General features: G+C 68.2%; 26 protein-coding genes and 2 tRNA genes. 19 read left to right on the top strand and 9 right to left on the bottom strand.

Annotation, left to right across the window (positions count from 1 at the left end):
• Positions 1–31: 31 nt before the first annotated feature.
• Positions 32–604: a type 1 glutamine amidotransferase domain-containing protein gene (locus CRT60_RS25420; RefSeq protein WP_098739322.1), complete on the bottom strand. Its 573-nt coding sequence runs from the start codon at positions 602–604 to the stop codon at positions 32–34.
• Between the two features lie 132 nt (positions 605–736).
• Between CRT60_RS25420 and CRT60_RS25415 the strand changes: the two genes are divergently transcribed.
• Positions 737–1093 carry a hypothetical protein gene (locus tag CRT60_RS25415; protein ID WP_098741027.1) on the top strand — a complete coding sequence of 119 codons (357 nt, stop codon included), beginning with the start codon at positions 737–739 and terminating at the stop codon, positions 1091–1093.
• Between the two features lie 31 nt (positions 1094–1124).
• On the opposite strand, the gene CRT60_RS25410 is transcribed toward CRT60_RS25415, so the two are convergent.
• From CRT60_RS25410 to dcd, 3 genes are all read right to left on the bottom strand, one after another.
• Positions 1125–1595, bottom strand: a complete 471-nt coding sequence (locus CRT60_RS25410; RefSeq protein ID WP_098739321.1) for a DUF2948 family protein — start codon at positions 1593–1595, stop codon at positions 1125–1127.
• 63 nt (positions 1596–1658) lie between these two features.
• A complete protein-coding gene (gene murA, locus CRT60_RS25405) occupies positions 1659–2951 on the bottom strand; it encodes a UDP-N-acetylglucosamine 1-carboxyvinyltransferase (RefSeq protein WP_098739320.1) in 1293 nt (430 codons plus the stop codon).
• 51 nt (positions 2952–3002) lie between these two features.
• The gene (gene dcd, locus CRT60_RS25400) at positions 3003–3557 is read right to left on the bottom strand and encodes a dCTP deaminase (protein WP_042696175.1); all 555 of its coding nucleotides are present in this window, start codon (positions 3555–3557) and stop codon (positions 3003–3005) included.
• Between the two features lie 165 nt (positions 3558–3722).
• On the opposite strand from dcd, the gene CRT60_RS25395 reads away from it, so the two are divergent.
• The gene (locus CRT60_RS25395) at positions 3723–4154 is read left to right on the top strand and encodes a GNAT family N-acetyltransferase (protein WP_098739319.1); all 432 of its coding nucleotides are present in this window, start codon (positions 3723–3725) and stop codon (positions 4152–4154) included.
• A 49-nt stretch (positions 4155–4203) separates the two neighbouring features.
• Here CRT60_RS25395 and CRT60_RS36525 read toward each other — a convergent pair whose 3' ends face one another.
• Positions 4204–4350: a hypothetical protein gene (locus CRT60_RS36525; RefSeq protein WP_167421813.1), complete on the bottom strand. Its 147-nt coding sequence runs from the start codon at positions 4348–4350 to the stop codon at positions 4204–4206.
• Positions 4351–4372: 22 nt separating this feature from the next.
• The gene (locus CRT60_RS25390; protein ID WP_098739318.1) at positions 4373–4711 is read right to left on the bottom strand and encodes a hypothetical protein; all 339 of its coding nucleotides are present in this window, start codon (positions 4709–4711) and stop codon (positions 4373–4375) included.
• A 168-nt stretch (positions 4712–4879) separates the two neighbouring features.
• Between CRT60_RS25390 and CRT60_RS25385 the strand changes: the two genes are divergently transcribed.
• Genes CRT60_RS25385 through CRT60_RS25375 form a run of 3 tightly spaced genes read left to right on the top strand, consistent with a single transcriptional unit; the run spans position 4880 to position 7744 of the window.
• Positions 4880–5863 (top strand): SDR family NAD(P)-dependent oxidoreductase, encoded by a 984-nt coding sequence (locus CRT60_RS25385; protein WP_098739317.1) that lies wholly within the window; start codon positions 4880–4882, stop codon positions 5861–5863.
• A gap of 32 nt (positions 5864–5895) precedes the next feature.
• On the top strand, positions 5896–6900 hold the full coding sequence (locus tag CRT60_RS25380) for an MraY family glycosyltransferase (protein ID WP_098739316.1): 1005 nt from the start codon (positions 5896–5898) through the stop codon (positions 6898–6900).
• Between the two features lie 4 nt (positions 6901–6904).
• Positions 6905–7744: a glycosyltransferase family 2 protein gene (locus tag CRT60_RS25375; RefSeq protein WP_098739315.1), complete on the top strand. Its 840-nt coding sequence runs from the start codon at positions 6905–6907 to the stop codon at positions 7742–7744.
• Here CRT60_RS25375 and CRT60_RS25370 read toward each other — a convergent pair.
• Entirely contained in the window at positions 7706–8755 is a 1050-nt protein-coding gene (locus CRT60_RS25370) for a glycosyltransferase family 2 protein (protein ID WP_098739314.1), read from the bottom strand. The genes CRT60_RS25375 and CRT60_RS25370 overlap by 39 nt on opposite strands.
• 172 nt (positions 8756–8927) lie before the next feature.
• Between CRT60_RS25370 and CRT60_RS25365 the strand changes: the two genes are divergently transcribed.
• The 10 genes from CRT60_RS25365 (at position 8928) to egtB (ending at position 20112) form a co-directional block, all read left to right on the top strand.
• Positions 8928–9872: a UDP-glucose 4-epimerase family protein gene (locus CRT60_RS25365; RefSeq protein WP_098739313.1), complete on the top strand. Its 945-nt coding sequence runs from the start codon at positions 8928–8930 to the stop codon at positions 9870–9872.
• Positions 9873–9949: 77 nt separating this feature from the next.
• Positions 9950–11884 carry a polysaccharide biosynthesis protein gene (locus CRT60_RS25360; protein ID WP_098739312.1) on the top strand — a complete coding sequence of 645 codons (1935 nt, stop codon included), beginning with the start codon at positions 9950–9952 and terminating at the stop codon, positions 11882–11884.
• Between the two features lie 161 nt (positions 11885–12045).
• Positions 12046–12120: transfer RNA gene (locus CRT60_RS25355), tRNA-Thr, on the top strand.
• A 36-nt stretch (positions 12121–12156) separates the two neighbouring features.
• Positions 12157–12231, top strand: a tRNA-Thr gene (locus tag CRT60_RS25350).
• Between the two features lie 135 nt (positions 12232–12366).
• Positions 12367–13446, top strand: coding sequence for a chorismate synthase (aroC, locus tag CRT60_RS25345; protein WP_098739311.1), 1080 nt, complete (start codon positions 12367–12369; stop codon positions 13444–13446).
• Between the two features lie 7 nt (positions 13447–13453).
• The gene (locus CRT60_RS25340; protein WP_098739310.1) at positions 13454–14026 is read left to right on the top strand and encodes an invasion associated locus B family protein; all 573 of its coding nucleotides are present in this window, start codon (positions 13454–13456) and stop codon (positions 14024–14026) included.
• A gap of 48 nt (positions 14027–14074) precedes the next feature.
• The gene (gene rnr, locus CRT60_RS25335) at positions 14075–16225 is read left to right on the top strand and encodes a ribonuclease R (RefSeq protein WP_098739309.1); all 2151 of its coding nucleotides are present in this window, start codon (positions 14075–14077) and stop codon (positions 16223–16225) included.
• Positions 16226–16616: 391 nt separating this feature from the next.
• Positions 16617–18185 (top strand): S41 family peptidase, encoded by a 1569-nt coding sequence (locus CRT60_RS25330; protein WP_244592750.1) that lies wholly within the window; start codon positions 16617–16619, stop codon positions 18183–18185.
• Between the two features lie 157 nt (positions 18186–18342).
• The gene (gene rpmG / locus CRT60_RS25325; protein WP_012974790.1) at positions 18343–18510 is read left to right on the top strand and encodes a 50S ribosomal protein L33; all 168 of its coding nucleotides are present in this window, start codon (positions 18343–18345) and stop codon (positions 18508–18510) included.
• 228 nt (positions 18511–18738) lie between these two features.
• The gene (egtB, locus tag CRT60_RS25320; protein WP_244592749.1) at positions 18739–20112 is read left to right on the top strand and encodes an ergothioneine biosynthesis protein EgtB; all 1374 of its coding nucleotides are present in this window, start codon (positions 18739–18741) and stop codon (positions 20110–20112) included.
• Here egtB and CRT60_RS25315 read toward each other — a convergent pair.
• Both CRT60_RS25315 and CRT60_RS25310 read right to left on the bottom strand, forming a co-directional pair.
• Positions 20036–21376, bottom strand: a complete 1341-nt coding sequence (locus CRT60_RS25315; RefSeq protein WP_098739307.1) for a PAS domain-containing protein — start codon at positions 21374–21376, stop codon at positions 20036–20038. The two genes, egtB and CRT60_RS25315, sit on opposite strands and share 77 nt — an antisense overlap.
• Positions 21377–21446: 70 nt before the next feature.
• Entirely contained in the window at positions 21447–21638 is a 192-nt protein-coding gene (locus tag CRT60_RS25310) for a hypothetical protein (protein WP_143273385.1), read from the bottom strand.
• A 365-nt stretch (positions 21639–22003) separates the two neighbouring features.
• On the opposite strand from CRT60_RS25310, the gene CRT60_RS25305 reads away from it, so the two are divergent.
• The 4 genes from CRT60_RS25305 to leuA all read left to right on the top strand — a co-directional run bounded on the left by CRT60_RS25305 (position 22004) and on the right by leuA (position 25842).
• On the top strand, positions 22004–22453 hold the full coding sequence (locus tag CRT60_RS25305) for a pilus assembly protein TadG-related protein (protein WP_098739305.1): 450 nt from the start codon (positions 22004–22006) through the stop codon (positions 22451–22453).
• A 123-nt stretch (positions 22454–22576) separates the two neighbouring features.
• Complete coding sequence (locus CRT60_RS25300) at positions 22577–23002, top strand: CidA/LrgA family protein (protein ID WP_098739304.1); 426 nt, start codon at positions 22577–22579, stop codon at positions 23000–23002.
• On the top strand, positions 22999–23721 hold the full coding sequence (locus tag CRT60_RS25295) for an LrgB family protein (RefSeq protein WP_098739303.1): 723 nt from the start codon (positions 22999–23001) through the stop codon (positions 23719–23721). The genes CRT60_RS25300 and CRT60_RS25295 overlap by 4 nt, the downstream gene beginning before the upstream one ends.
• Before the next feature lie 423 nt (positions 23722–24144).
• Positions 24145–25842, top strand: a complete 1698-nt coding sequence (gene leuA / locus CRT60_RS25290) for a 2-isopropylmalate synthase (protein WP_098739302.1) — start codon at positions 24145–24147, stop codon at positions 25840–25842.
• Positions 25843–25943 lie beyond the last annotated feature (101 nt).

Raw genomic sequence — 25943 nt, 5'->3', positions numbered from 1 at the left:
AGAGGGATAGGCAGGGAGCAAATCTGCGCCTTTACTCCGCTGCGTGGCGGTGGCCGGCGTGGCGGCCTTCGCAGAACTCTTCGATCATCTTGCGGCAGAAGGCCGGAATGTCGTCCGGTTTGCGCGACGTGACCAGCCCATGGTCGGTCACCACCTGCTCGTCCACCCAGCTGGCGCCTGCGTTGCGCAGGTCGGTCTGCAAGGACGGCCAGGAGGTCATGCGCTTGCCGCGCACGCCGCCGGCATCGATCAGCGTCCAGGGGCCGTGGCAGATCGCGGCGATGGGGCGGTCGGACTCCACGAAGCTCTTCACGAACGCGATCGCCTTCGGCTCCAGCCGCAGCGAATCCGGATTCATCACCCCGCCGGGCAGCAGCAGCGCGTCGTAGCGTCCGGCATCGGCCTGGTCGAGCGTCACGTCGACATCGACCATGTCGCCGCGGTCATGGTGGTTCCAGCCCTGAATCTGCCCACCCTTGGGGGCGACCACATGCACGGTGGCGCCGGCATCGCGTAGCGCCTTCACCGGTTCGGTCAGTTCCACCTGTTCGAAGCCGTCGGTGGCGAGCACGGCAACGGTCTTTCCATCGAGTTTCTGAGCCATCGAGGCACGTCCTTCACTGAGGGTCATGCCGTAGAAACCGGATTACCCCTGGATGGTTCCCTGGGAACTGTCCCGCAATTCCCATGTTGATTGTGACATACGAGACACACATCAGCGATGGGAGCCGAAATCATGAGGTTCCAGACCCTGTTGGCCGGCCTTGCGCTGGCGGCAACCCTGCCATTCGCCCACATCGAGTCGGTCCAGGCCGCGGATCCGCGCGGCGACGACGATCTTGTCGGGCTCGAAGTGAACGGCCTGCTCGGCGAAGAGCTGGGCCAGATCGTTTCCGTTTCGCCCAGCGCCGACGGCAAGGACGTCAGCATCCTGGTCGAGGCCAGCGGCATGCTGGATGTTGGCCACCGCTTCTTCACCGTCCGCCGCTCGCAACTGTCGCCGGGCGAGGACGAGGACACGGTGACCTACAAGAAGACCGCGCAGGACGTGATCCGCCGCCTGCACACCGATACCCAGGTCGCGGAGCGCTGATCGCCAGCGCTCCTGACCCGTCTCGAAGCGGTCAGGCCGGTTCGTCTGGGTGGCAGGGCTTGCAGCCGGTGGGCCAGGGCTCGCCCAGATCCTCCACCATCACGCGCCAGGACGGTGCATCGAGGCGGACGCAGCCGCCGCCGGCGAAATGCAGGGCGACCCCGCCCTCCACCGTCTCCATCGACAGCAGCTCCATGATGCGGCCGCGTTCCTTCAGGTCGAAGCCGCGCAGCTTGGCACCGGTGACCCCCTCCACCCGCAGGCCGCAATGGACCCGCTCGTAGGGGGACAGATCGTCGTCGTCGGCGGACGGGCCGGGGCGCGGACCGTCGGCGGCCTCCCAGCGGAAGCGGTTGACGACCATGACGAACCGCTTCTCGTCGGGCTGGAAGCACATGTCGCCGACCGGCAGGATGGCGTCCTGCAGGCAGGCGGAGACGACCTTCAGATCCTCCTCGTCTTCGGCGCGCAGGCGGATCGGGGTCATGGCTGGGGCCGTCATGTTCGGGGGCACCTCTCGGGAAAGGCCAACCTCAGGGGATGGCGGGAGGGGCACCCCCGCCGTTTACTCGTCGCCGCCGTGGATGCGTTCGATCTCCGCACCGCAGGCAGCCAGCTTCTCCTCCACCCGCTCATAGCCGCGGTCGAGGTGGTAGACACGGTTGACCGTCGTCTCCCCCTCCGCCGCCAGCCCGGCGAGCACCAGCGACACCGAAGCGCGCAGGTCCGTCGCCATCACGGGCGCGCCGGTCAGCCGCTCCACGCCGCGCACCAGGGCCGACGAGCCGTGGACCGTGATCCGCGCGCCCATGCGGGTCAACTCCGGCGCGTGCATGAACCGGTTCTCGAAGATCGTTTCCGTGATCATCGCGGCACCCGTCGCCGTGCACATCAGGGCCATCATCTGGGCCTGAAGGTCGGTGGGGAAGCCGGGGAACGGCTCGGTCATCACATCGACGCCGTGCAGTTCGCCGTTCGCGCGCGACACGCGGATCCCGTTCTCGATCTCCTCGAAGGCGACGCCGGCCGGAGCCAGCGCCTTGACCGCCGCTTTGATCAAATCGAGACGGGTGTTCATGATGTCAAGACGGCCACCGGTGATGGCGGCGGCCATGGCGTAGGTGCCGGTCTCGATACGGTCGGCCACCACCATGTGGCGGGCGGCATGCAGCCGGTCGACACCCTCGATCACCAGCCGGTCGGTGCCGATGCCGGTGATCTTCGCGCCCATCTTGACCAGGCATTCGGCAAGGTCGGTCACCTCCGGCTCGCGCGCGGCATTGACCAGGATGGTGGTGCCCTTGGCCAGCGTGGCCGCCATCAGCAGGTTCTCGGTGGCACCCACCGACACCTTGGGGAAGACATATTCCGCACCGCGCAGACCGCCCGCCGGAGCCTTGGCGACGATGTAGCCGGCATCGATCCGGATGTCGGCGCCCATCGCCTCCAGACCCTTGATGTGCAGGTCCACCGGACGCGCACCGATGGCGCAGCCGCCGGGCAGCGACACCTTGGCCTCGCCGCAGCGGGCCAGCAGCGGCCCAAGCACCAGCACGCTGGCGCGCATCTTGCGCACCAGATCGTAGGGGGCGGTGGTGTTGGTGATGTCGCGCGCGGTGAAGTCCACGGCGCGGCCGGCGCAATCGCCGCCCGCCCCGGCCATGTGGATCGCCACGCCGTGCTGCAACAGAAGATTGCATAGCGTGTTGATGTCGGCCAGGATCGGCAGGTTGGTCAGCGTCAGCGTCTCGTCGGTGAGAAGAGACGCCGTCATCAGCGGCAGGGCGGCGTTCTTGGCGCCACCAACGGTGATGGAGCCGTTCAGCGGGCGGCCGCCGCGGATGCGGATCTTGTCCATGGACCTGTTTCTTTCGCGGATACGCTTTTGAAGGCGTTCAGAGAGGAGCGCTCAGAGCCGGGGCAGCGTGACGCCCTTCTGCCCCATGTATTTGCCGGACTTGTCGGCGTAGGACACGTCGCACACGCTGTCGCCCTTCAGGAACAGGAACTGGCACAGCCCCTCGTTCGCATAGACCTTGGCGGGCAGCGGGGTGGTGTTGGAGATCTCCAGCGTGACGTGGCCTTCCCACTCCGGCTCCAGCGGGGTGACGTTCACGATCAGGCCGCAGCGGGCATAGGTGCTCTTGCCCAGGCAGATGACCAGAACGTCGCGCGGGATGCGGAAATACTCGACCGTGCGGGCCAGCGCGAAGCTGTTCGGCGGGATGATGCAGACGTCGGTCTTGCGGTCGACGAAGCTCGAATCGTCAAAACGCTTCGGGTCGACGATGGCGTTGTCGACGTTGGTGAAGATCTTGAACTCGTCGGCGACCCGGGCGTCGTAGCCGTAGGACGACACGCCGTAGGAAATCACGCCTTCGCGCTTCTGGGTCTCGACGAAGGGCTCGATCATGCCCTTGGTCTCGGCCATCTCGCGGATCCAGCTGTCCGGCATGATGCCCATCGCGGGGGTACTCCTTGGCGTATCGATTGGATGGAGGGGTCGTGAAGGCTGGTTTGTAGCCGAGCACGCGGCGGCGCTCAAGGAAAGGTGGACCGCTTGGCGCGCATGGACGGTTCTTTATCACGGCGCTGGTCTTCGCCGCCGCGACCTCTAAGCTCGGCGTCCATGAGCCAGAACTTCATCCTGTCCGTGACGGACACCCCCGCCCCGGCCGACCTCGCCGGAATCTACGAGGGCCTGCGGGCCTACAACGAGGCGTCGCTCGGCCGCGCCTACGACCGCCGCGACCTGGTGGTTGCCGCCCGCGATGCGGACGGCTCGCTGAAGGGCGGACTTGTCGGCTACACCAACTGGGAATGGCTGTATGTCGACCTGCTGTGGGTGGACGACTCCACGCGCGGCAGCGGTCTCGGCGGCCGGTTGCTGGCCGCGGCGGAGGCGGAGGCCAAGACCCGCGGCTGCCGCTGGTCGCGGCTCTACACCTACGACTTCCAGGCGCCCGGCTTTTACCCCAAGCAGGGCTATGAGGTGTGGGCGGAGATGGAGGGCTACCCGCCGGGGCACAGGCAGATCTGGTTCCGGAAGGAACTGGCCTAAAGCGGTTTTGCGTGAGCGGAAGCGCCCTCTCCCGATTCCGGGAGAGGGACTATTCCCCCCGCTGCCGCGCCTGTTCCTTGCGCTTGCGCAGGTTCTCGCGCAGGCGGGCGGCAAGCCGTTCGTCACGGCCCGATGCCGCCGGCTTCGGCTTCACCGGGGCCGGCGGCGGGGTCGAGGTGTCGGCGGTGTCGTCCATCGGCGCGGCTCCGCCCCGGATGTCAGTGGTCGGAATGGTGCAGGATCTGGTCGCGCAGCCCGGTGTCGTACTCGACGCCGGTCGCCGTCAGGATCGCGGCGGCGGGCGTGCGCTTCACGATTCCCTTGCGCTCCAGGATGGTCCAGACGGCATCGTTCTGCAGGCCGGTGGCGTCCTTGGCGGCGACCACGGCGTGGCCGAGATGGAAATGGTTGCCATGGGCATGCGGCAGGCCGGTGATCAGGAAACCACCCTCCTCGTCCTCGGCCGGCTTGTTCTCCAGGCGGGCGATCTCCTGCAGCAGGGTCAGGGTGCGCAGCTGCAGCGGGTTCAGGTTCAGCGGATTCTTCTTCGGGGGCATCGATCGTCCCATCGGTCCTGATGTGTCGCGGTCGCGCAGTAGACCGGCAGGGCGGATCGGCTGTCAAGCGTGCGAACCGGTCGATGGATGCTCGTGGAAGGAGGCTGGCGCCCCAACCGCCGCTGGGGCATAAGACCGGCGGACCATCGTCACATAGGGTGTCGGACCATGACCATCCTCGTCACCGGGGCCGCCGGCTTCATCGGATCGCATGTCGCGGCTGCGCTGCTGGACCGCGGGGAAAGCGTTCTCGGCATCGACAACCTGAACGACTATTACGCCGTGACGCTGAAGGAGGCGCGGCTGGCCCGGCTGACCGGCCGGCCCGGCTTCCGCTTCATCAAGGCCGACATCTCCGACCGCGCGACGGTGGAGGGTTTGTGGCCGCAGCTCAATGATGTGACCGGCGTCGTCCATCTGGCGGCGCAGCCGGGCGTGCGCTACTCCATCGAGAACCCCTATGCCTACGTCGACGCCAACGTCACCGGTCAGGTGACGCTGCTGGAGGCGGCGCGGCGCATGCCGGGCCTGCGGCATTTCGTCTATGCGTCGACCTCGTCGGTCTATGGCGCCAACCGCAAGATGCCCTTCTCGGTGGAGGACAGGGTGGACAGCCCAGTGTCGGTCTATGCCGCCACCAAGAAGGCGGCGGAGATGCTGGCCTTCACCTACAGCCATCTCTACCGGATGCCGATGACCGGCCTGCGCTTCTTCACGGTCTACGGCCCGTGGAGCCGCCCGGACATGGCGACATGGCTGTTCGCCGACGCCATCACCGCCGGCCGGCCGATCCGCGTCTTCAACGACGGCAAGATGAAGCGCGACTTCACCTATATCGACGACATCGTCGCCGGCGTGCTGGCCGCCCTCGACCGTCCCGCCCCAGTGGATGAGGAGACCGGCGCCCCGCACCGGGTCTTCAACCTCGGCAACAACCGCTGCGAGGAGCTGATGCGCTTCATCGGCGTGCTGGAACAGGCCCTGGGCCGCGAGGCGGTGAAGGTGATGGAGCCGATGCAGGCCGGCGACGTGCATGAGACCGCCGCCGACATCGACCTCAGCCGCCAATTGCTGGGCTTCGAACCGAAGACCCCCATCGAGATCGGCCTGCCCCGCTTCGTGGAGTGGTACAAGGGCTATCACAAGCTCTGACCTGCTCTTTTCTCTTCACCATCCGGGCCGCCATGACCTCCACCGCCTATTCGACCGCGCTGATCGGTGTCTTCCTGCTGTGTCTGGCCGTCGGCTGGTACCTGTCGACGCGGGTGCTGCGCTATCTCCTCGCCAGCAGCATCATGGACATCCCGAACGAGCGGTCGAGCCATCAGGCCCCCACCCCGCGCGGCGGCGGCTGGGCGGTGATGCTGACGGTGGTGCCGGTCTTCGCCATCGCCGGACTTGTCCTGGGCCGGACGTTGGAAACCGGAGCGGTGCTGCTGGGCACGCTGGCGCTGATGGGGGTGTCGTGGATGGACGACCGGCGCACCCTGTCGCCGCTGCTGCGGCTGGCGGTGCAGGCGCTGGCGGTGGCGTTCGGACTGCTGGCGCTGCCTGCCGACCAGCTGGTCTGGCAAGGCTGGCTGCCCTGGGGCCTGGATCGGGCGGCGACGGCCTTCCTGTGGCTGTGGTTCGTCAACCTCTACAATTTCATGGACGGCATCGACGGGCTGGCCGGCAGCGAGACCATCCTGATCGGCGGCGGCGTGGCGCTGGTGTCGCTGGTCATGGGCGATTTCGGCCTGACCGGGGTCGCCGGGGCGGCGCTGGCCGGAGCCGCGGCGGGCTTCCTGACCCACAACTGGCGGCCGGCGCGCATGTTCATGGGCGATGTCGGCAGCATTCCGCTCGGCCATATCCTGGCCTTCCTGCTGGCCTCGCTGGCGGCCCGCGGCGATTGGGCGGCGGCGCTGATCCTGCCCGCCTATTACCTGACCGACGCCACCGTCACGCTGCTGCGCCGCCTGCTGCGCGGCGAGAAGATCTGGCAGGCCCACCGCGAGCATTTCTACCAGAAGGCCGCCAAGGGCGTCGGCCGGCACGACCGTGTGGTGCTGACGATCATTGCCTACAGCCTCGTCCTGGTCGCCGCGGCGCTGGCCGCCGGCAGTTTCGGCGCCTGGACGCTGGCGCCGGGGGCAATCGCCGTCGCACTGCTGCTGGCGACGCTGACCCGCATGGCGAAGGCCTGATCCGATGACCACTGCTTTCCTCGACCTGTCCGTCGTCCTGTACCATCCCGATCCGGAGCTGCTTGCCCGCTCGCTCGACACCATCGGTGCCGCCGCCGACCGGCTGGCGGCGGGAGCCGGTGTTCAGACCCGGCTATGGATCGTCGACAATGGCGCTCCGAAGGGTAGTGACGCGGCGACCAACCCGTTCCAGGCTCTGCTCGACCGCTACGCGGAGACCGGCCGGCCGCCGGTGACGCTGATCGCCGGGCAGGGCAATGTCGGGTACGGCGCCGGGCACAATCTGGCGATCCGGCAGGGCGACGCGCCTTACCACCTGATCCTGAATTACGACATCCTGCTGGAACCGGACGCGCTGCTGGCCGGATGGCGCTACATAGAGGCGCATCCGCGCACCGTGCTGCTGACGCCCAAGGTGTTCGGCCCGTCGGGTGAGCAGGAGTTCCTGTGCAAGCGTCGGCCGACCGTGCTGGATCTGGGGCTGCGCGCCTTCGCGCCCGGATCCGTGAAGCGGATGTTCGCCAGGCGGCTCGACCGCTATGAGATGCGCGACGTCACCCGCGACGCCGTCGTGACCGGGCTGGAGCAGGTCAGCGGCGCCTTCATGCTGTTCCGGCGCGACGCGCTGACCCGGCTGGGCGGCTTCGACGACGGCTATTTCCTGTATTTCGAGGATTTCGACCTGTCGCGCCGGGCGATGGCGCTGGGCGAGATCGCCTATGTGCCGGATGTCCGCATGGTGCATTTCGGCGGCAAGGCGGCGCGCAAGGGCGGCGCGCACATCCGGATGTTCGCCCGCTCTGCCCTACGCTTTTTCAACACCCACGGATGGCGGCTGGTCTGACTGGCGCGAAAGCCGGCATCCCGGCCGGCCACGCGTCTTCAGCAGCAGCGGGTTCCAGGCGATCATGCCGGCGACCTGCCCAAGCGTCGCCTTGCGGTCGTGCTGGATGGCCCGGCGCTTGGCGATCATCCCCGGCAGTCCGCGCAGCGCGTCGCGGATGCCGCGGCCGATGGCGCCGGTGCGCCCGCTGCCCAGGCTGCGGAACACCAGATAAATCACCAGCAGCGAATGGCCGAGGAAGGCCAGCGGCAGCAGCGGCAGCGGCATGTTCTTCACCATCGTCCACACCAGATTGCGGACGCCGTGATACTGGGCGAAGGTGCCGTACTGCTTGGACACGCCACTGCTGACATGCTCCACCACGGCGTCGCCGACCTGCACCGCCGGACCGCCGCTGAGCCGGATGCGGAAGCCGAGGTCGACATCCTCGCAATAGCAGAAGAAATCCTCGTCGAAGCCGCCGACCGCCTCGAAATAGTCGCGCCGGTACATGGCCGCCGCCGCACAGGGCGAGAAGACCGCGCCGCTGTAATAAGGTGGCTTCAGCATGCGGCGGTAGTTGACCCGCCAGGCGAAGCCGAAGATCGAATACTGGTCGCCCTCGCCGTCGATCATCCGGGGATCGTGCGAGAAAAGCTGGGTCGAGCCGAACATCGCCACATCGGGCTGCGCATGGGCGGCGGCTTGCAGCCGTTCCATCCAGTCGCGGCGCGGGAAGGCGTCGGGGTTCAGCGTGACGATCCAGGGGACGGTGGCGCCGGCCGCGCCGACGTTGTTGGCCTTGGCGAATCCGACATTCGTGTCCATCCGCACCATGCGAAAGCGCGGATCGGTGGGCAAGGCGATGCCGTCGACATCCTTGGAGGCATTGTCGACGATCACCACCTCGAAGGCGGGATCGGTCTGATCGAGCAGACAGCCAATGACGCGATTGACGAAGTCTGCGCAATTAAAGCTGACGATGATGATCCGGCTGTGCCGATCATTTGCACCGTCGACGGTATGTGACATGTCTTGGTAGCGTCCTTATTCACGCGTCCCTCTCCAGCTTATAGCCATTCCGACCCCCGACCGAAAGCTGGAAAAGGGTCTTGGGGCTTTGTGCCGTGGCACCACCCGGCCAAACCGGATACTAAGGTATGCTTGACTGCACCAACCGACTCCAGCCCGGACCGTCCTTCCCATGCGCGTTCTCCTGACCGGCGCCACCGGCTTCGTCGGCCGCCACACCATCCCGCTGCTGGCCGCCCACGGGCACACGGTGCGCGCCGCCCTGCGCAACCCGCAGGACGGGCCATGGGAACCGGCTGTCGTCGGCGACATCGGCCCCGGCACCGACTGGACCGCGGCGCTGGCCGGCATCGACGCGGTGATCCATATGGCGGCCCGCGTCCATGTGATGCGCGACAAGGCCGCCGACCCGCTGGCGGAGTTCCGCCGCGTCAACACCGCCGGCACGATCCGGCTGGCGGAGCAGGCGGCGGCGGCCGGGGTAAAACGCTTCGTCTTCCTCAGCAGCATCAAGGCGATGGTGGATGAAAGCCGCCCCGCCCCGCTGGACGAGGCGACGGCGCCCGATCCCCACAGCCCCTACGGCATCTCGAAGCTGGAGGCGGAACGCGGGCTGGCGGCGATCTCCGCCCGCACCGGCATGGAGGTGGCGGTGATCCGGCCGCCGCTCGTCTACGGCCCCGGTGCGGCCGGCAACATGCGGGCCCTGGTGAAGCTGGTGGCGACCGGCCTGCCGCTGCCGCTGGGCGGCATCCACAACCGGCGCAGCCTGATCTATGTCGGCAACCTCGCCGACGCTGTGGTGACGGTGCTGGAGCATCCCGACGCCGCCGGCCGGACCTTCCTGGTCCAGGACGGGGAACCGGTTTCGACCGCCGATCTGGTACGCGCCATCGCCGAAGCGCTCGGCCGGCCGGCACGGCTGGTCCCGGTGCCGCACGGGCTGATGGCGCTGGGAGCGGCGTTGACCGGCACGCGGGCGGTGTTCGACCGGCTGGCCGGCACGCTGACGGTGGACGACACCCCCATCCGCAAAAGGCTCGGCTGGCGACCGCCCCATGACCTTGCGTCCGGGTTGCGCGCCACCGCGGAATGGTTCAAAGCTTCCCGCGGCTGATTTCCGGGCTGGAACAGCCATGGCCGGCTCCAGCCCACCGGTCTCCACGGCCGAACGAATGAACAAGGTTTAGCGGCATGCGCATCCCGTCCGCACGGGCCTCCCTGGTTTTCCTGCACGATCTGGTGATGACCGGGGTCGCGCTGGTCGTCGCCCTCTACCTGCGGGTGGGCGGTTCCGCCTTCGGGCTGTATTTCGACGCCCTGACCATCGCGCTGCCGGTGCTGGTCGGCGTCTCGGCGGCGGTTTTCCTGCTGTTCGGGCTGTACCGCGGCATCTGGCGCTACGCCTCCATTCCCGACCTGATGCAGGTGGTGCGCGCCGTCACGGTGGCGGTCCTGTGCTTCGTGCTGGCGATGTTCCTGCTGACGCGCGCCGAACTGCTGCCGCGCTCGCTGCCGCCGATCCTGTGGCTGGTGCAGATGCTTCTGCTCGGCGGGCCGCGCTTCGCCTACCGCTTCCTGAAGGACCGCCGCTTCAGCTGGGCAGAGGCGGTGGAGGGCGTGCCGCGCATTCCCGTGCTGCTGCTGGGCGTCGGCGATGCGACGGAGCTGTTCATCCGTTCGCTCGACCAGCCGGGCCAGTCGGCCTATCGCGTGGTCGGCATCCTCGACGACAAGGGGCGGCGCGTCGGCCATGCCGTCCGCGGCGTGCCGGTGCTGGGCGGTCCCGACGACCTGGAACAGGTGGTCCAGACGCTGGAGCGCAAGCACGAGCGGCCGCAGCGGCTGATCGTCACCAAGGGCAATGCCGAGCTGAAGGGGTCGACCCTGCGCAGCCTGCTCGACCGGGCGGAGGCGCTGGGGCTGGTCCTGTCGCGCCTGCCCAGCCTGACCGAGTTCAAGTCGGCGCTTGGCGAAGGCAAGGGTATCGAGGTTCGCCCCATCGCGCTGGAGGACCTGCTGGGCCGGCCGCAGGCGGTGCTGGACCGCGGCGCCATTTCCGGACTGGTCGGCGGGCGGCGGGTGATTGTCACCGGCGCCGGCGGCACCATCGGCAGCGAGCTGGTCCGCCAGATCGCGGCGCTGGGGCCGGAACGGCTGATCCTGCTCGATGCCGGGGAGTTCAACCTCTACAGCATCGAGATGGAGGTGCGGGAGAGGTTCCCGGACCTCGACCCGCGTCCGGTGATCGCCGACGTGCGCGACCGCGACCGCATCATGCGCCTGTTCCAGGAGGAGCGCCCTGCCCTGGTCTTCCACGCCGCGGCGTTGAAGCATGTGCCGCTGGTGGAGGCCAACCCGTGCGAGGGCACGCTGACCAACGTCGTCGGCACCCGCAATGTGGCCGATGCGGCCCGCGCCGCCGGCTGCCTCGCCATGGTGCTGATCTCCACCGACAAGGCGATCCGTCCGACCAGCGTGATGGGGGCGGCCAAGCGCTTCGCCGAGACCTATTGCCAGGCGCTGGACGTGCTGCCGCCGCGCGACGGGACGGATCATGCGACCCGCTACATGACCGTGCGCTTCGGCAATGTACTAGGCTCGTCGGGATCGGTGGTGCCGCTGTTCACCCGGCAACTGGCGAAGGGCGGCCCGCTGACCGTCACCCATCCCGACATGCGCCGCTATTTCATGACGGTGCGCGAGGCGGTGGAGCTGGTTTTGCAGGCCTCCGCCCACGGCGCCACGCGGGCGGAGGATCGCGGCAAGATCCTGGTGCTGGACATGGGCGAGCCGGTGAAGATCGCCGACCTCGCCCGCCAGATGATCCGGTTGGCGGGCTACCGCCCCGGCGTCGACATCGAGATCGCCTACACCGGCCTGCGGCCCGGCGAGAAGCTGTTCGAGGAAATCCTGACCGCCGCGGAGACGCCGAGCCGCACCGAGGCCGACGGCGTCTTCCTCGCCTCCCCCCGCCTGATCGACTATGCGCTGATCAACCGTGCCGTGGGGGAGCTGGAGGCGGCTGCACGGGCCGGCGACGGCGAGCGGGTTCTCTCGATCCTCGGCACCGTCGTGCCCGATTTCCGCGCCGAAGCGGTGCTTCCGCCGGCCGCGACGCAGGCCTGATCCGGGCATTCGTTCCGGGCTCGAAAAAAAGTGAGGGACGAGGTGATTTTAAGCGCTTGCATCCCCAAAAGGCCTGTGGCATAACCCGCGCCACTTCGGGGGGCGGTCAAGCCTGAACGCCTCACCCGGACGCATCGCCCCAGCGATGATCGGTTATCGGGGCTGCCGTAGCTCAGTGGTAGAGCACTCCCTTGGTAAGGGAGAGGTCGAGAGTTCAATCCTCTCTGGCAGCACCATTCCTCCGATCTTGTCACAAGGCGCCTGCATCTGGCGCTGCCGTAGCTCAGTGGTAGAGCACTCCCTTGGTAAGGGAGAGGTCGAGAGTTCAATCCTCTCTGGCAGCACCATTCCTCCTTTTAAAAACTCCCCTTAAAAATCAGCGCATCGCTTCCTTGACCTTGCCGCCGAAAGGCCGCAAGAAATCCGCGCAAATAGACGCTACGTCATTTATCGGCGCGGGTTCGTTTCGGGAGGATGTCACCATGGCCGGCAACAGCTTCGGCACGCTTTTCCGCTTCACCACCTGGGGCGAAAGCCACGGCCCGGCCATCGGCGTCGTCGTCGACGGCTGCCCGTCGCTGCTCGACCTCGTGGCGGAAACGGACATCCAGCCCTGGATGGAAAAGCGCCGGCCCGGCCAGTCGCGCTACACGACCCAGCGCCAGGAACCCGATCAGGTGAAGATCCTGTCCGGCGTGTTCGAGGGCAAGACGACCGGCACCCCGATCTCGCTGCTGATCGAGAACACCGACCAGCGTTCTAAGGACTACAGTGACATCGCCGGCAAATTCCGCCCCGGCCATGCCGACTACACCTATTGGCAGAAATACGGCATCCGCGATTACCGCGGCGGCGGCCGCTCCTCGGCGCGGGAAACCGCCTGCCGGGTCGCTGCCGGCGCGGTGGCACGCAAGGTGCTGGGATCCGCCATCCAGGTGCGCGGTGCGCTGGTGCAGATCGGCCCGCACAAGATCGACCACGGCCGCTGGGACTGGGCGGAGATCGACAACAATCCCTTCTTCTGCCCCGACCCGGTCGCCGCCACCCAATGGGCCGAGTATCTCGACGGCATCCGCAAGAGCGGCTCGTCGGTCGGCGCGGTGGTCGAACTGGTGGCCTCCGGCGTGCCGGTGGGGCTGGGCGACCCGCTCTACGACAAGCTCGACAGCGACCTCGCCTGCGCGATGATGACGATCAACGCGGTCAAGGGCGTCGAGATCGGCAATGGCTTCGCCGCCGCCGAACTGACCGGCGAGGACAACGCCGACCAGATGCGCATGGGCGCCGACGGCCAGCCGCAGTTCCTGACCAACAATGCCGGCGGCATCCTGGGCGGCATCTCCACCGGGCAGGACATCGTCGTCCGCTTCGCGGTGAAGCCGACCAGCTCGATCCTGACGCCGCGCCAGACGGTGGACACCGCCGGCAACGACACCGACATCCTGACCAAGGGCCGCCACGACCCCTGCGTCGGCATCCGCGCCGTGCCGGTGGGCGAGGCGATGATGGCCTGCGTCCTGGCCGACCATCTGCTGCGTCGGCGGGCGGAACGGCGGGAGTGACCAGCCCATGCCCGTCCTCCGCCACGGACCGCGCCTGATCCTCGCCCTGGCGATGCTGGTCTTCGCCGCGCCCGCCGCGGCGGAGGATGGCAAGACCTTCCGGGAGTTCGACGAGAGCTTCAAGAGCTGGAAGCTCTACTGCCAGCTCTGGTCCGGCACACGGCAGGTCGAATGCGAGCTGTCCACCCGCGGCGTCAACGACCGCACCGCCCGGCTGGTCTGGCTGCGCTCGACCGAGCGCTGGCGCGAGGGGCTGCGCTTCCGCGTCTCCCCCGAATCGCTGGATTTGGACCGGCTGGTCCGCATTTGGGCCGATCGGGCGGTGTTCAAGCCCGATTCCCCCTGCAAGCCCTTCCGCTTCGAAACCAACACCTGCGCGATGACCGACCCCGGCCTGAACCGCCGGATGGTGGAGAAGATCGCCCCGGCACCGGAAGTTTCCATCGTCGGCCAGTCGCCGGCCGGAGAGAAGACGGAGGTCCGCTTCCCACTGGCGGGATTCCGCGAGGCGCTGGAGCGCAGCGACGCCATCCGGGCGATGGTCGGCACCCCCTGGGCGACAAGCCCCAGTGGCGATTGATCCCTATATAGCCATACCAGCGACAAGAACCGACGGATCCCCCGCCCAGTGACCGACAGCCATTTCCCCAGCAAGGACGCCATCCTCGCCTTCATCCGGTCCAGCACCACCCCCGTCGGCAAGCGCGAGATCGCCCGCGCCTTCAAGCTGTCCGGATCGGCCGACCGGGAGACGCTGAAGGATCTGCTGCGCGAGCTGGAGGCGGACGGGACGGTGGAGCGCGGGCGCAACAAGCGCATGGCCCCGCCGCAGTCCCTGCCCGCCGTTGCCGTGCTGCTGGTCACCGGCGTCGATGCCGATGGCGAGCTTGCCGCCCGGCCGCTGACCTGGACCGGCGAGGGCAACCCGCCGCGCATCTTCCTGCTGCCGGAGAAGAAGTCGCGGGGAGAGGACAAGCCGCTGGCGGTCGGCGACACGCTGCTGGCGAAGCTTGCCCGCATCAACGACCGACTGTACGAGGCCCGCGTCATCCGCCGCATAGACGGGGAGCGCGAGGGCCGCATCCTCGGCGTCTACCGGCCGAGCGCCGATGGCGGGCGCATCCTCCCGACCGACCGCCGCCACAAGACCGAATTCCTGGTGCTGCCGCCCAACCGCGGCGATGCCGAGCCGGGCGACCTCGTCTTCGCCGACATCCTGCCGGCCGGACGCGCCGGCCAGCCGCAGGCACGCGTGATCGAGCGGCTTGGCTCCACCGACGAGCCGCGCGCCTTCAGCCTGATCGCCATCCACGCCCACGGCATTCCCACCGTCTTCCCGCACGCCGCCTTGCGCGAGGCGGAACTGGCGGCGGTGCCGGCGCTGATGCAGCGGGAGGATCTGCGCGACATCCCGCTGGTGACCATCGACGGTGCCGATGCCCGCGATTTCGACGATGCGGTGTGGGCGGAGGCCGACGGCGATCCGGAGAATCCGGACGGCTGGCACCTGATCGTCGCCATCGCCGACGTCTCCTATTACGTGCGCCCCGGATCGGCGCTCGACCGCACCGCCTACGAGCGCGGCAATTCCGTCTATTTTCCCGACCGCGTCGTGCCGATGCTGCCGGAGGCGCTGTCGAACGGCCTGTGTTCGCTGCGGCCGGGGGAGGATCGCGCCTGTCTGGCCTTCCACCTGTGGATCGACCGCAACGGTGTGCTGATCCGCCATCGTCTGGTGCGCGGGCTGATGCGGTCGGCGGCGCGGCTGACCTATGAGCAGGTGCAGGACTGCCAGGATGGCCGGCCGGACGAGGTGACGGGGCCGCTCGCCGACAGCGTGATCGCCGCGCTGTTCGGCGCCCATGCCCGGCTTGCAGCCGCCCGCGCCAAGCGCGGCACTCTGGAGCTGGACCTGCCCGAGCGCCGCGTCCACATCGACGAACGCGGCCGGGTCGCCGAGATCGCCAGACGCGAGCGCCACGACAGCCATAGGCTGATCGAGGAGTTCATGATCGCCGCCAACGTCGCGGCAGCGGAGGTGCTGGAGCGGCGCACCATGCCCGGCCTCTACCGCATCCACGACCGCCCCTCGATGGAGAAGATGGAGGCGCTGCGCGGTTTCCTGGCCGGGATCGGCCACCCACTGACCAAAAGCGCCGACCTGACGCCCGACCACTTCACCCGCATCCTGCGCAAGGTGGAGGGCACATCGCACGCACCGCTGGTCAGCGAGGTGGTCCTGCGCGCCCAGGCCCAGGCCGCCTACAGCCCGGACAACATCGGCCATTTCGGGCTGGCGCTGCATCGCTACGCCCATTTCACCTCGCCGATCCGCCGCTATGCCGACCTGATCGTCCACCGCGCGCTGATCCGCACGCTGGGACTGGGCGTCGGCGGGCTGGACGACGAGACGCTGGGCCGTCTGGCGGAGATCGGGGACCATCTGTCCGGCACCGAACGCCGCGCCGCCACCGCCGAGCGCGACGCGGTGGACCGCTACACCGCCGCCTTCCTGGCCGACCGCATCGGGGACCGTTTCAGCGGCCGAATCTCCGGCGTCAGCCGCTTCGGGCTGTTCGTGCGGCTGGACGAGAGCGGCGCCGACGGGCTGGTTCCGGCCAGCAGCCTGCCCGACGACCGGTACGATCATGACGAGAACGCGCACGCCCTGGTCGGACAGCGTACGGGGCGCACGTACCGCCTCAGCAGCCCGGTCAAGGTGGTGTTGGTGGAGGCCGATCCGGTCAGCGGCAGCACGCTTTTCCGGCTGGCCGACTGAGGCCTGACACGAGGGCCATTCCAGACCCGTTGCAGAATGGCAACGCCTGAGCCGGGAGGCCGGCCGGAAGACGACTCGTGGGCAGGCCACGGTTTCAGAGTACCGCCGCCATACAAGCGTGGCCTTGGCGACACAGGATTGGACAATCCGCAACATTGTGGTGCGGCCCGCAATTTTGTCCCGCCCGCCCTCCTGAACGAAGGTGTATCTATCACCCATCCGGGATCGGGAACATCCTCCTCCGGTCCGGCTGCAGGAAAGGGAGGCCGCGGTTCGCCCCATGGCCCAGTTCGATCACAACGTGTGCGATCACGGCGTGTGCGACCAGAATGCACCGTCCCACGTGCCGTCTTTTCGGATCCCCGCCCTATCGGGCACCCTGATTTCAGGTGTGGCGCGCCGCTTCAGCCGCCCGCTTCGTCATCTGGCCTTCCAGTTTTCCACCGCAGCCCTTCTCGCCACCACCGCTCTCGCCGGAACTCCGCAGGCCGCGAACACCGTGCCGCAGCCGGTGACCGAACAGGTTTTCTCCGTCGGCTTCGCCAAGATCGCCGAGGTCTATCTGGAGCCGGTGTCCTTCAACCGCCTGGGAATGGACGGGCTGAAAGGGCTGACCGCGCTCGACCCGTCGGTGACGGTGGAGCATGCCGGCAGCACCGTACGCCTGTACGTGTCGGGCGCCCTGGCGGCGGAGTACGGCACCGCGGCCGATGGCGACGCCGCCGGCTGGGCGGTTCTGACCACCCGCATCATCGACCGCGCCCGCGTCTACTCCCCGACCTTGGCGAAAGCGACGCCGGAGCGGCTGTATCAGGTGGTGTTCGACGGCGTTACCGCGGACCTCGACGGCTATTCCCGCTACACCGGCGTCCAGCGCGCCAGCAACGAACGCGCCCAGCGCGAGGGGTATGGCGGCGTCGGCCTGTCGCTCGACACCACATCCAATGGTCGCGTCATCGTGCATGACGTGATGCCGCACAGCCCGGCCGAGCGCGTCGGCATCGTCGACGGCGACCAGCTTCTCGCCATCGATGGCGACCTGACGACACGGATGAGCGCGGCGGACATGCGCGAGCGGCTGCGCGGTCCCACCGGCACGCTGGTTACGCTGACCGTCGCCCGCGACAATGGCGCTCCCCGCCGGCTGCCGCTGCGCCGCGAGCGGGTGGTGCCGAACACCGTCACCTATTCGCTGTCCGGCGACGTCGGCATCGTCAAGCTCGACCGCTTCAACGCCACCACGGCCTCCAGCCTGCGGTCGGCGGTGACCTCCATCCGTCAGGCGGCGGGGCCGACGCTGCAAGGCATGGTTCTCGACCTGCGCGGCAATCCGGGCGGGCTGCTGGACCAGGCGGTCGCTGTCGCCGACCTGTTCATCCGCCGCGGCCGGATCATCTCCACCGAGGGACGCAACCCCGAAAGCCGCCAGCGCTTCGACGCCAACCCCGACGACCTGCTCGACGGGCTGCCGCTGGTGGTGCTGGTCGACGGCCGCTCCGCCTCGTCGGCGGAGGTGGTGGCGGCGGCGCTGCAGGACTCGGGCCGCGCGGTGGTGGTCGGTGCCTCCAGCTATGGCAAGGGCAGCGTCCAGACGGTCAACCGCCTTCCCAACGACGGCGAGCTGTTCCTGACCTGGAGCCGCATCTACACCCCGGCCGGCTATACCCTGCACCGCCAGGGCGTCCAGCCCACCGTCTGCACCAGCCGGGCCGGGCAGACCGATCCGGAGGCCCTGCTGTCCGACCTGCGCGAGGGGCGGCTGCGCCCGGCGCAGGTGGCGAGCTGGCGGTCCAAGGCGGCCGACGACGAGCATGCGCTGAGCGCCCTGCGCGAAGCCTGCCCGTGGAAGGAGCACGAGCCGGAACTGGACCTGAAGGTCGCCATGCGCCTGCTGGCCGAGCCGGGGCTGTACCAGCGCGCCGTCGCCACCGCCGTGGTCAACACGGTGGCGGAGCGCTGACGCCTGTTTCGGAGGGCGTCGCTGTGGCAATCGCCGTCGGACGCCAGATTCACCGCCCATAGGGCTTGACATTGCGGCGTCAGACGGTATTTTCCGCCGCTACGACGCCGCCCCCGCCGGGCCGGCGGGGCACGGATTTTTTGTCGGGATCGAGATCATGGCCAAGCAGAACACCGTCCTCATCAAGCTGGTGAGCACGGCTGACACCGGTTTCTTCTACGTGAAGAAGAAGAACCCGAAGAAGACTACCGAGAAGCTGTCGTTCCGCAAGTACGACCCGGTGGCGCGCAAGCACGTCGAGTTCAAGGAAGCCAAGATCAAGTAAGTCTTGTCCGACACTGAGCTGTGCTTCCAGTGAACAAGGCCGCCTTCCGGGCGGCCTTTTCGTTTTTGGCCCCATGCATCGCCGGTGCCTCTTATCGGCCATTGCAGATGCGGCGTCCGGTCGCAGCCGCTATTTGCGGTGAGCGTTCCACCACGGATGCATGCATTCCAAAAGGGGCGTTCCGGGTGGACACTCTCCGAAGAGATCCGGATTTCGGAGGGACCGCCCGTGCCCGACACACATCCCATCCTGAGCGCAGGTCCGACCGCCGCGCAATCCCTCACCGAGCGCCGGCAGTCCCTCGCCACCCGCTTCCAGAAGGCGCGTGCCCGCACCGCCGAACTGGTCGCCACCCTGTCGCCGGAAGACCAGATGGTGCAGACCGTTCCGGACGGCGCGCCGGCAAAATGGCATCTCGCCCACACCAGCTGGCTGTTCGAGGTCGCGGTGCTGATTCCCTTCAGCCCCGGCTATCGGCCGGCAGACCCGGCCTTCCTCGGCCTGTTCGCCGCCAACAGCGATGGCGGCGGCGCGCCCACCCGCGTTCTGTCGCGCCCGACGGCGGCCGAGATCATGCGCCACCGCGACCAGATCAACGCCGCGGTGCTGCATTTGATCGACGGCATCGACGACGGGCTTTGGGAGCCGGCCGAATCGGCGTTGATGATGGCCATCGCCCACGAGCGGCGCCACCAGGAACGCATGCTGCTGCACATCAAGCATGCCCTGTGGAGCAACCCGCTGCATCCGGCCTACGAGCAGGCGCCCGACCACCCGCATCTGGGTGCCCCACCCGACGGATGGCTGGAGCAGCCCGGCGGCCTCGTCGAGGTCGGCCGGCCGATGCCATTGCCCGGATTCGACCATGAGAGCCCACGCCACCGCGTCTGGCTGGAGCCCTACCGGCTGGCCGCCCGCCCGGTGACCTGCGGCGACTACCTCGCCTTCATCAAGGCCGGCGGTTACGGCGACCGCTCTCTCTGGCTGTCCGACGGTTGGGAGATCGCAAAGGCCGAAGGCTGGAGCGCCCCGCTCTACTGGCAGCACGGCACCTCCGAGTCGGGAAGCCGCTGGCAGGTCTTCACCCTCTATGGCATGCAGCCGCTCGACCCCGACGAGCCGGTCTGCCATGTCAGCTGGTACGAGGCCGATGCCTATGCCCGCTGGGCCGGCAAGCGCCTGCCGCGGGAGGCGGAATGGGAAGCGGTCGCCACCGGCTGCGACAGCATGGGCAACCTGTTGGGCACCGGCCACCGCCATCCCCGCGCCGGCACCTGCCATGGCACCGGCCCCTGGCAGATGTGCGGCGACGTGTGGGAATGGACCGCCGACGCCTTCACGACATATCCCGGCTACCTCCGCCCCCACGCCGGGGACAAGACGGCTCTGGACGAGGCGGTGAATGGCCGGCTCGCCAGCAACCGCATGGTGCTGCGCGGCGGCAGTTGCCTCACCCCCTTCGACCATGCCGGCCCGTGGACGCGCCATTACCTGCGCCCGGAGGCCCGGCTGTCGATGAGCGGGTTCAGGCTGGCGGAGGATGTGCCGGCGACAGTTGCGCGTCGCCGCCGGCGATCAACGCCCGCGCCTGCCCCTGGGTGACGACTCCGCGTTCCGTCAGGCGGGAGAGCAGCGCGACGGCAAGCTCGGCCTGGGCCCGCGCCTCGCCCTGGGGACCGTTGCGTGGGTGGCGGGGCAAGGCGAAGGCCTCCGCCAAACGGTCGGGCGATGCACCGGCCAGAACCGGGTCCAACGCTGCCGCCAGCGCACCGAGGTCGAGCGTCGGCGGCAGCGCCGGTTCGGCGATGCCGGCCAGGGCTGCCGACCGCGCCAGCGCCGCGATCGCCGAGTCGATGCCGATCCCGACGGCGATGCAGTTGTGCAGCGCCTCCTGGATCGCCGGCCACACCGCGGCGAAGGGGCGCTCGCCCGCCACCATGGCGGTGCCGATGCCGTGACGGGCCGCCGCCTCGGCCGGTACCGGTTCGATGGGATCGATCAGCAGGGCGAGCGACACGGTCGGAAAGATGCGCGACCCGACCAGCCGGACGGTGCCGACCGCGATCACCGGACCGCCGTCAGCCTCCACCCCCGCCGTCGCCACCCAAAGCGCAACGAACGGCAGGGCGGCCAACGGTTCCTCGTCGCCAAGCGGGGTGGCGGGCTGGGCCGGGCGCAGGCTGAGCGTGCGCTTGCCGCTGAGGCCGGCGGCGTGGGCCATGCCGCGGGCAGGGAAAGACAGCAGAACACCGGCGCTGAGCCCCAGATCGGCCACCCGCGCCGACAGCTCGCCGTCTTCCGTCCGGCGCAGCACGGCGGTGACGGGAGCACCGCCGCCCCGCGCTCGCTCCATGGCACGGGCCAGATCGTCGCGGAGCAGCGACTTGCCGATATCGGCCCCCTCCTCCACCCCCAGCAGGCGGGATGCGGCAGGGTTCAACTGCTCCACCCGCCCCTGCTCGTCGAGAATCAGCAGGGGATCGTCGGACAGGGCCAGAGCCGCCCGCAAGGCCCGGTCGATCCGCCCGCCGCCCAGCAGTCCCTCACCCAAGCCGCGCTCGCCGCCGCGGGCCAGACCGACCGCCTCGGACAAGCGCGCCAGTTCGCCGGACATCGGTTCGAGATCGACCCGGTTGCGGGCGCCCGACAACCTGCCGGACAGGCGATCGAGGTCGCGGAAATGGCGCGACAGCCGCGAGAAGACGAACCACACCGACAAAAGTCCGAGTCCGCAGATCGCCAGACCGCGGGTGAAGGCGGTTCGGTCGTCCGCCGCCAGCTGTGTGATCTCCACGCCCAGAAACACCAGCGCGGCCGCTGTCACCGCCAGCCCCAGCATCACCACGCGCCAAACGCCGCCCTTCATCGGGCCGTCTCCCCATCATTGCGCCAGGAGTCTAGCGGGCAGAGGGGAAACGGAGAAGCCGCACGCGTGTTCAGCGCATCAGGGCGATGGTCCAGGCGCCCTCCACCTCGGCCATCAGGCCGCCCAGCGCACCGCGCACCGCGCCCGACAGGCCAACCAGCAGAAGCGCCACCGCCGCAACAGCCAGCGCATTGTCCAGGAGCGACCGGGTCGGCCAGCGTCCGGTGGAACGGTCACGGGCAAGAGACGGCAATAACGGCATCGGCGGCTCCGGTATGGAAGGGAGTGGGACGTGGGCCAGCCTACCGACGGCGATGACGAAGAAGCCCTTAACGCGGTGCCAGGGAGAACCGCTTGACTCACCTTTGACTCGGCGCAGCTGCGATTCATGGAGGTTTTTAAAGTCGAGACAGCGCTTTCCGCTCCCTGCGGACGGCTCTACCCTTTGCTGCCGCATCCGCGAATTTGGGCTACCGCCTTTGCGTAAAATACATAACAACTTGCGCCGCGATTTTTGCTGTCCTTCACCTGCATTTCTTGGTTTGCCTGCTTGTCGGATGATGCTAAGAGTGATGCATCCAATCAAAACACTCCTTTCCGCATAGGCAATTGCTTGGGAGGCCGGCAATGACTTTGGTCTATCGTCCCCTGCCCTATGGCGGGCACGAAGACCGGCGGACGGGTCGTCACCTGCTTCTGGTGGTCGCCCTGATCCTTGCCATCCCGACCGCATTGGGTGCCGGCTGCACCGTCGATGCTCTGCGCAGCTATGCGGTGGAAGCCCGGCTGTCGCAGGCGGTCGATGCCGCCGCGCTGGCCGGCGGACGCGTGATGTTCGACTCGCAGCGCGACGGACACATCCGCAGCTTCTTCGACAAGGCCTTCCCCAACGGCTTCCTCGGATCGAACCTCTCGCCCCTGACGATTGCCGAGGATGCCGCCGCCGGCACCCTGACGGTCAGCGCCCACGCCACCGTCAACGCCATCTTCCTGCGCCTGTTCGGCAAGAAAGAGGTGACGGTGGAAGCGCAGTCCATCGTCCGCCGCGGCCAGCACGTCCGCAGCAAGCTGCAATAACTCCCCCACTTCCCGAACAAGCCTCATCGCCGATTCGCGACGCTCGCATTCGCGGAATGCAGCCCGGCGATTTCGCAACTGCGGTAGAAGGGACGCACAGCGCCCCTTCCATCGGAGTCCGCGATGCTCGGAACCCTGACGCTCCTGCTGCTCTGCCAACTGGCCGGTGAACTGGCCGCCCGCCTGCTGCACCTGCCGGTTCCCGGCCCTGTGCTGGGCATGCTGCTGCTGTTCGCCGGATTGTTGCTGCGCGGCGGCGTGCCGAACACGGTGCAGGAGACGGCGGGCGGGCTTCTGCGCCACCTGTCGCTGCTCTTCGTGCCGGCCGGTGTCGGGGTGATGGTCCATGTCACCCGCCTGGAGACCGAGGCCCTGCCCATCGTCGCCGCCCTGTTCGGCAGCACCCTGTTCGGCATCGCAGTGACGGCAAAGCTGATGGCCTTCCTGTTGAGCCGCACCGATCCGCGGCTGGAGGAGGAACCGGCGGCAGGAGAGCAGGCCAAGGGAGATCGGGCTAAGGGAGACTGGGCCAAGGGAGACCGGCCATGAGCGCCGATCTTCACCAGATCTGGGTCTATCTGTCCGCCAGCCCGCTGGCCGGGCTGACGCTGACGCTGGTCGCCTATCAGATCGGCCTGTGGGTCTTCGAAAAGCTGGGACGGCGCCCGGTGCTGAACCCGGTGCTGATCGCCGTCGTCCTGATCGCCGGCACGCTCAGCCTGTCCGGCATCGACTACCGCACCTATTTCGACGGCGCGCAGTTCGTCCATTTCCTGCTCGGCCCGGCCACGGTGGCGCTCGCCATCCCGCTCTACAACCAGTTCCAGGAGGTCCGCCGCTCGGCCCTGGCTCTGGTGGTGGCCCTGCTGGTGGGATCCGCAGCCTCGGCGCTGAGCGCCGTGGCGCTGGTCTGGGCGTTTGGCGGCAGCAAGGCGACCATCCTGTCGATGGCGCCGAAATCCGTCACCTCCCCCATTGCCATGGGCGTGTCGGAGCAGATCGGCGGCCTGCCGTCGCTGACCGCGGTGTTCGTCATCATCACCGGCATCGTCGCCGCCAGCCTCGGCACCTGGGTGCTGAACCTTGTGCGGGTGAAGGACTGGCGCGCCCGCGGCTTCGGCATGGGCGTGGCGGCACACGGCATCGGCACCGCCCGCGCCCTGCAGGTCAACGAGGTGGCGGGTGCCTTCGCCGGGTTGGGCATGGGGTTGAACGGGCTGGCGACGGCGTTGCTGCTGCCGACGCTGTACCACCTGATCTGGGGCTGACGCGTGGGAAGGGAAAGGATGGAAGGGGTGGAGATGGTTGGCGCACCCCGCAGTCCGTTTTTCGCCGATCCGGGCTTGACAGCCATGCCGCACCTGCGCACAGTGCGCCCATGAACACCATCGACCTGCAGAACGCCCTTCTTCGACTTCTCGGCCCGGCGCTTTAAGCGTCCGGGTTTGTCGCGTTCGCACACCATTTCCATCGGTCGAAGTGTCTGTTCCATGAGCGATGTTTTCAAAGGCGCCGGTATCGGCGTCGCCCGGCCGGGGCCGGGACTGCGACTTACCGACGGTCGCTGAGCCACATCCGGCGGCTCCGCGGCCGTACCCATCGCCGGTCCCTCCGCCTTTCAAAATCCGATCCGCCGCCCCCGCCCGCACAGACTGCCGGGCCCGGGGCCGCCACTGGAGCCGAACGACGCCATGAGCACCGCGACCCAAACCAACATTCCGGCCCTGCCGAAGTCCCCGTCCAAGTACGCCCCCTTCCCCCAGGTGAAGCTGACCGACCGCCAGTGGCCGTCGCGCACCCTGGACAAGGCACCGATCTGGTGCTCGGTCGACCTGCGCGACGGCAATCAGGCGCTGATCGAGCCGATGGGGCCGGACCGCAAGCGCGCCATGTTCGACCTGCTGCTGCGCATGGGCTTCAAGGAGATCGAGGTCGGCTTCCCCGCCGCGTCGCAGACCGATTTCGACTTCTGCCGCGAGATCATCGACGGCAACAAGATCCCCGACGGCGTTACCATCCAGGTGCTGACCCAGGCGCGCGAGGAGCTGATCCGCCGCACCTTCGAGGGCATCAAGGGGGCCAAGCGCGCCATCGTGCACCTGTACAACTCGACCTCGGAGTTGCAGCGCCGCGTCGTGTTCGGGTTGGACCGCCAGGGCATCGTCGACATCGCCGTCCAGGGTGCCAAGCTGATCAAGCAGCTGGCCGACGAGACCCCGGAAACCGAGATCGTCCTGCAATACTCGCCGGAGAGCTTCACCGGCACCGAACTGGATTTCGCCGTCGAGATCTGCGAAGCGGTGATGGAGGTCTGGCAGCCGACGCCCGAGCGCAGGATCATCCTGAACCTGCCCTCGACGGTCGAGATGTCGATGCCGAACGTCCATGCCGACCAGATCGAGTGGTTCTGCAAGACGATGAAGAACCGCGAGTCGGCGATCATCTCGCTGCACCCGCACAATGACCGCGGCACCGGTGTCGCCGCGGCCGAGCTGGGGCTGCTGGCCGGCGCCGACCGCGTCGAGGGCACCTTGTTCGGCAACGGCGAGCGCACCGGCAACGTCGACGTCGTCACACTGGCGCTGAACATGTTCACCCAGGGCGTCGATCCGGAACTGAACATCGACGACATCAACGAGATCGTCCGCGTTTCCGAATACTGCACGCAGCTGCCGGTCCACCCGCGCCATCCCTATGCCGGCGAGTTGGTGTTCACCGCCTTCTCCGGCTCGCACCAGGACGCGATCAACAAGGGGCTGAAGGCGCTGACCAAGTCCAACACCGGCAAGTGGGAGGTCCCGTACCTGCCCATCGACCCGCAGGACCTGGGCCGCAGCTATGAGGCGGTGATCCGCATCAACAGCCAGTCCGGCAAGGGCGGCATCGCCTATGTGCTGGAGAAGGACTACGGCCTGCAGATCCCGCGCCGCCTGCAGATCGAGTTCTCCAAGGTCGTGCAGCGCGTCGCCGACGAGTCCGGCAAGGAACTGTCGCCCGCCGACATCCACGCCGCCTTCCAGGCCGAGTATCTGGACATCGACAGCCCGCTGGAACTGGTCGAGCATTCGACCGAGCCGCGCGGTCCGAACTCGGGCGCCCGCGCCATGAGCGTGGTGATGCGCCGCAACGGCGAGATCGTCACCACCAAGGGCAAGGGCAACGGCCCCATCGATGCCTTCCTGGACGCCCTGCGCCAGGGTTGCGGCACCGACCTGCACGTCGTCGACTACCGCGAGCACGCCATCGGCTCCGGCGAGGACGCCCAGGCCTGCGCCTATGTCGAGGTGAAGACCGGCGACAAGACTCTGTTCGGCGTGGGCATCGACGCCGACATCGTGACCGCCTCGCTGCGGGCCCTGGTCAGCGCCGCCAACCGCGCGACGCGCTAAGGGCTCATCGCTTGCGGCCCTCTTCCTCCGGCTCTCGCGAGCAGGAGGAAGAGGGCCATTAACTTGCCCCCACCGCCCCAGCCGCCTATAAGTCCCCACGA

Origin of the sequence: Azospirillum palustre (assembly GCF_002573965.1) — a bacterium.
Lineage (GTDB): Bacteria > Pseudomonadota > Alphaproteobacteria > Azospirillales > Azospirillaceae > Azospirillum > Azospirillum palustre.
The sequence above is the reverse complement of the archived record's forward strand: the minus strand, read 5'-3'. Positions and strand labels throughout refer to the sequence as shown.